The sequence below is a fragment of the Micrococcus sp. UYEF5 genome (assembly GCF_040546065.1).
In the GTDB taxonomy this organism is placed as follows: Bacteria; Actinomycetota; Actinomycetes; order Actinomycetales; family Micrococcaceae; genus Micrococcus; species Micrococcus luteus.
In genome coordinates this window covers 1-5725 of record NZ_JBEPNB010000024.1, presented here as the reverse complement: position 1 = coordinate 5725, position 5725 = coordinate 1, and the positions used below count along the sequence as shown (strand labels likewise).

At 56.0% G+C, this 5725-nt stretch carries 3 rRNA genes; all 3 read left to right on the top strand.

The features are described from left to right. Positions 1-315 precede the first annotated feature (315 nt). The 3 genes from ABIB16_RS11200 (at position 316) to rrf (ending at position 5675) form a co-directional block, all read left to right on the top strand. Positions 316-1838, top strand: a 16S ribosomal RNA gene (locus tag ABIB16_RS11200). 436 nt (positions 1839-2274) lie between these two features. Further along, a 23S ribosomal RNA gene (locus ABIB16_RS11195) occupies positions 2275-5366 on the top strand. A 192-nt stretch (positions 5367-5558) separates the two neighbouring features. Beyond that, positions 5559-5675, top strand: a 5S ribosomal RNA gene (gene rrf, locus ABIB16_RS11190). The 16S, 23S and 5S rRNA genes sit together here, the layout of an rRNA operon. Positions 5676-5725: the final 50 nt, after the last annotated feature.

Genomic DNA, 5725 nt, shown 5'->3' with positions numbered 1-5725 from the left:
CGTGGTAAGGTTTTCTAGCCCGGCCATGTGAACGGACGGTGAATGCTTCGGACACGGAGTTGACACGGTCGAAACGGATGGTCTAGGATGGAGAAGTTGCTCCAGAGCGAAACGGCCCGCGGAGCGGGTCGCTGAAGCTGGAAGCGCCTGTTGTTTGAGAACTCAATAGTGTGCCAAGTTTGTTGATGCCAATTGTTTTAACACATATTGGTTGATCATCGCCTGCCACCCCCGTGGTGTGGTGATGGTCTGCTAGGTATTGAATGGATGTCGTGGTGGTTATTTCCGGCTGCCACGGTGTTGTTCTGTAATTTTTTTACGGAGAGTTTGATCCTGGCTCAGGATGAACGCTGGCGGCGTGCTTAACACATGCAAGTCGAACGATGAAGCCCAGCTTGCTGGGTGGATTAGTGGCGAACGGGTGAGTAACACGTGAGTAACCTGCCCTTAACTCTGGGATAAGCCTGGGAAACTGGGTCTAATACCGGATAGGAGCGCCTACCGCATGGTGGGTGTTGGAAAGATTTATCGGTTTTGGATGGACTCGCGGCCTATCAGCTTGTTGGTGAGGTAATGGCTCACCAAGGCGACGACGGGTAGCCGGCCTGAGAGGGTGACCGGCCACACTGGGACTGAGACACGGCCCAGACTCCTACGGGAGGCAGCAGTGGGGAATATTGCACAATGGGCGCAAGCCTGATGCAGCGACGCCGCGTGAGGGATGACGGCCTTCGGGTTGTAAACCTCTTTCAGTAGGGAAGAAGCGAAAGTGACGGTACCTGCAGAAGAAGCACCGGCTAACTACGTGCCAGCAGCCGCGGTAATACGTAGGGTGCGAGCGTTATCCGGAATTATTGGGCGTAAAGAGCTCGTAGGCGGTTTGTCGCGTCTGTCGTGAAAGTCCGGGGCTTAACCCCGGATCTGCGGTGGGTACGGGCAGACTAGAGTGCAGTAGGGGAGACTGGAATTCCTGGTGTAGCGGTGGAATGCGCAGATATCAGGAGGAACACCGATGGCGAAGGCAGGTCTCTGGGCTGTAACTGACGCTGAGGAGCGAAAGCATGGGGAGCGAACAGGATTAGATACCCTGGTAGTCCATGCCGTAAACGTTGGGCACTAGGTGTGGGGACCATTCCACGGTTTCCGCGCCGCAGCTAACGCATTAAGTGCCCCGCCTGGGGAGTACGGCCGCAAGGCTAAAACTCAAAGGAATTGACGGGGGCCCGCACAAGCGGCGGAGCATGCGGATTAATTCGATGCAACGCGAAGAACCTTACCAAGGCTTGACATGTTCTCGATCGCCGTAGAGATACGGTTTCCCCTTTGGGGCGGGTTCACAGGTGGTGCATGGTTGTCGTCAGCTCGTGTCGTGAGATGTTGGGTTAAGTCCCGCAACGAGCGCAACCCTCGTTCCATGTTGCCAGCACGTCGTGGTGGGGACTCATGGGAGACTGCCGGGGTCAACTCGGAGGAAGGTGAGGACGACGTCAAATCATCATGCCCCTTATGTCTTGGGCTTCACGCATGCTACAATGGCCGGTACAATGGGTTGCGATACTGTGAGGTGGAGCTAATCCCAAAAAGCCGGTCTCAGTTCGGATTGGGGTCTGCAACTCGACCCCATGAAGTCGGAGTCGCTAGTAATCGCAGATCAGCAACGCTGCGGTGAATACGTTCCCGGGCCTTGTACACACCGCCCGTCAAGTCACGAAAGTTGGTAACACCCGAAGCCGGTGGCCTAACCCTTGTGGGGGGAGCCGTCGAAGGTGGGACCAGCGATTGGGACTAAGTCGTAACAAGGTAGCCGTACCGGAAGGTGCGGCTGGATCACCTCCTTTCTAAGGAGCATTAGTGCCCGTTGCATCACCGCGTGTGTGATGGCGGGTTGCTCATGGGTGGAACATCAATGAATGGTGCCAGTGGTGGTGCCGGCAGTGCTCGAGTACGTCATGCCTTTGCGGGTGTGGTTGGAATGGGTGGTGTTGGTGGCTGCGAGCTGGTGTTGGCACACTGTTGGGTCCTGGAACAGCAGGCACCCTGGCCTTGGGGTTGGGGTTGTTGTTTCTGGTCTCCGTATCTTGTGAAGCTGGCCTTGTGGGTTGGTGGATGGGGTGTGGGTTGTTGTTTGAGAACTGCATAGTGGACGCGAGCATCTTATTTTTTTGTTGCTGCATCGTTGATCGCACTGTTCCCCCTGGGGTGGTGTGTGAGGTGTGGTGATGCCGAGAATGACATCTTAGTTAGATATTGCTCATTTGAGGACTTTCATTGTGTGTGAAAGTTTCCAAGGGCGCATGGTGGATGCCTTGGCAACAGGAGCCGAAGAAGGACGTGGGAATCTGCGATAAGCCTGGTGGAGTCGATAACCGGACGTTGAGACCAGGATTTCCGAATGGGGAAACCCCGCACGACGTGTCGTGTGACCCCCGGTTGAACACATAGACCGGGTGGAGGGAACGTGGGGAAGTGAAACATCTCAGTACCCACAGGAAGAGAAAACAAAAGTGATTCCGTTAGTAGTGGCGAGCGAACGCGGATGGGGCTAAACCGTATGTGTGTGATACCCGGCAGGGGTTGCATGTGCGGTGTTGTGGGCCCCTCCTTGTCATGTCTGCCGGCATGGCGCAGTGAGGTGCGGGCATATAGACGAACCAGTGTGGATGCTGGACCGTAGAGGGTGAGAGTCCCGTAGTCGAAATGTGTTCCGCCGCTGTTGGAGGGTTGCCCGAGTAGCACGGGGCCCGAGGAATCCCGTGTGAATCTGCCAGGACCACCTGGTAAGCCTGAATACTACCTGTTGACCGATAGCGGATCAGTACCGTGAGGGAATGGTGAAAAGTACCCCGGGAGGGGAGTGAAATAGTACCTGAAACCATGTGCCTACAAACCGTTGGAGCCTCCTTGTGGGGTGACAGCGTGCCTTTTGAAGAATGAGCCTGCGAGTTAGTGATACGTGGCGAGGTTAACCCGTGTGGGGAAGCCGTAGCGAAAGCGAGTCTGAATAGGGCGATTGAGTCGCGTGTCCTAGACCCGAAGCGGAGTGATCTACCCATGGCCAGGTTGAAGCGCGTGTAAGAGCGCGTGGAGGACCGAACCCACTTCAGTTGAAAATGGAGGGGATGAGCTGTGGGTAGGGGTGAAAGGCCAATCAAACTCCGTGATAGCTGGTTCTCCCCGAAATGCATTTAGGTGCAGCGTCACGTGTTTCTTCCCGGAGGTAGAGCTACTGGATGGACGATGGGCCCTACAAGGTTACTGACTTCAGCCAAACTCCGAATGCCGGGAAGTGAGAGCGTGGCAGTGAGACTGTGGGGGATAAGCTTCATAGTCGAGAGGGAAACAGCCCAGACCACCGGTTAAGGCCCCTAAGCGTGTGCTAAGTGGGAAAGGATGTGGAGTTGCTGAGACAACCAGGAGGTTGGCTTAGAAGCAGCCACCCTTGAAAGAGTGCGTAATAGCTCACTGGTCAAGTGATTCCGCGCCGACAATGTAGCGGGGCTCAAGTACACCGCCGAAACCGTGGCATTCAGTTTTGCTGGATGGGTAGGGGAGCGTCGTTCACGAGGTGAAGCCAGCGGGTAACTTCTGGTGGATTGTGGACGAGTGAGAATGCAGGCATGAGTAGCGAAAGACGGGTGAGAAACCCGTCCGCCGGATGACTAAGGGTTCCAGGGTCAAGCTAATCTGCCCTGGGTAAGTCGGGACCTAAGGCGAGGCCGACAGGCGTAGTCGATGGACAACGGGTTGATATTCCCGTACCAGTGAAGAACCGTCCATGCTGAGCCGGTGATACTAACCGCCCGAACCATCCCGAACCCCGTCTTTGACGGGGACGGTGGTGGGGAGCGCGGGACCTGAACCGGGGAGGCAAGCGCATTAACAGGTGTGACGCAGGAAGGTAGCCGGGCCGGGCAATGGAAATGACCTGGTCTAAGGGTGTAGGGCTGCCGGTAGGTAAATCCGCCGGCTGTATGCCTGAGACCTGATGGGCGCCCACATGGTGGGTGATCCGGTGATCCTATGCTGCCTAGAAAAGCATCGGCGCGAGGTTCAAACTGCCCGTACCCTAAACCGACACAGGTGGTCAGGTAGAGAATACTAAGGCGATCGAGAGAATCATGGTTAAGGAACTCGGCAAAATGCCCCCGTAACTTCGGGAGAAGGGGGGCCCCAACCTTGAGCACCACGTGCTGGTGTGAGGGGATCGGGGCCGCAGAGACCAGGGGGAAGCGACTGTTTATCAAAAACACAGGTCCATGCGAAGTCGTAAGACGATGTATATGGACTGACTCCTGCCCGGTGCTGGAAGGTTAAGGGGACCCGTTAGCTTCGGCGAAGCGGAGAACTTAAGCCCCAGTAAACGGCGGTGGTAACTATAACCATCCTAAGGTAGCGAAATTCCTTGTCGGGTAAGTTCCGACCTGCACGAATGGAGTAACGACTTCCCCGCTGTCTCAACCATGAACTCGGCGAAATTGCATTACGAGTAAAGATGCTCGTTACGCGCAGAAGGACGGAAAGACCCCGTGACCTTTACTATAGTTTGGTATTGGTATTCGGTGTGACTTGTGTAGGATAGGTGGGAGACTGTGAAGCGGGCACGCCAGTGTTCGTGGAGTCGCCGTTGAAATACCACTCTGGTCACTCTGGATATCTAACTTCGGCCCGTGATCCGGGTCAGGGACAGTGCCTGATGGGTAGTTTAACTGGGGCGGTTGCCTCCCAAAATGTAACGGAGGCGCCCAAAGGTTCCCTCAGCCTGGTTGGCAATCAGGTGTCGAGTGCAAGTGCACAAGGGAGCTTGACTGTGAGAGTGGCAGCTCGAGCAGGGACGAAAGTCGGGACTAGTGATCCGGCGGCTCGTTGTGGAACGGCCGTCGCTCAACGGATAAAAGGTACCTCGGGGATAACAGGCTGATCTTGCCCAAGAGTCCATATCGACGGCATGGTTTGGCACCTCGATGTCGGCTCGTCGCATCCTGGGGCTGGAGTAGGTCCCAAGGGTTGGGCTGTTCGCCCATTAAAGCGGTACGCGAGCTGGGTTCAGAACGTCGTGAGACAGTTCGGTCCCTATCCTCTGCGCGCGTTGGAAATTTGAGAAGGTCTGTCCTTAGTACGAGAGGACCGGGACGGACGAACCTCTGGTATGTCAGTTGTACCGCCAGGTGCATGGCTGATTAGCTACGTTCGGGATGGATAACCGCTGAAAGCATCTAAGCGGGAAGCCGGCTTCGAGATGAGATTTCCTTGCCCCTTTGAGGGTGTGAGGCCCCCAGCTAGAACACTGGGTTGATAGGCTGGATGTGGAAGCGAGGACTGAAGACTCGTGAAGCTGACCAGTACTAATAGGCCGATGACTTACACACACTCTTATCCTATTGCTTGCTTCAAGGTGATGGGTTGGTGTTCGCGTCCACTGTGCGGTTGTCTGATTGCAACCGGCTGTCTGCTTGTTGGTGGGTGGTTGAGGTGTTTTGAATTGAATAGTGTCACTGTTGTGTGACCCGTAGGTTTCCCTGCTGTTGCCCGTGTTGAGGGTGGTGGTGTGGGGTTAGGGTTACGGCGGTCATAGCGTGGGGGAAACGCCCGGTTCCATTCCGAACCCGGAAGCTAAGGCCCACAGCGCCGATGGTACTGCAGCCGGGAGGTTGTGGGAGAGTAGGTCGCCGCCGGACATTCTTTGAGGGAGGGCCTCGCACTGTTGGTGCGAGGCCCTTCCCGCATT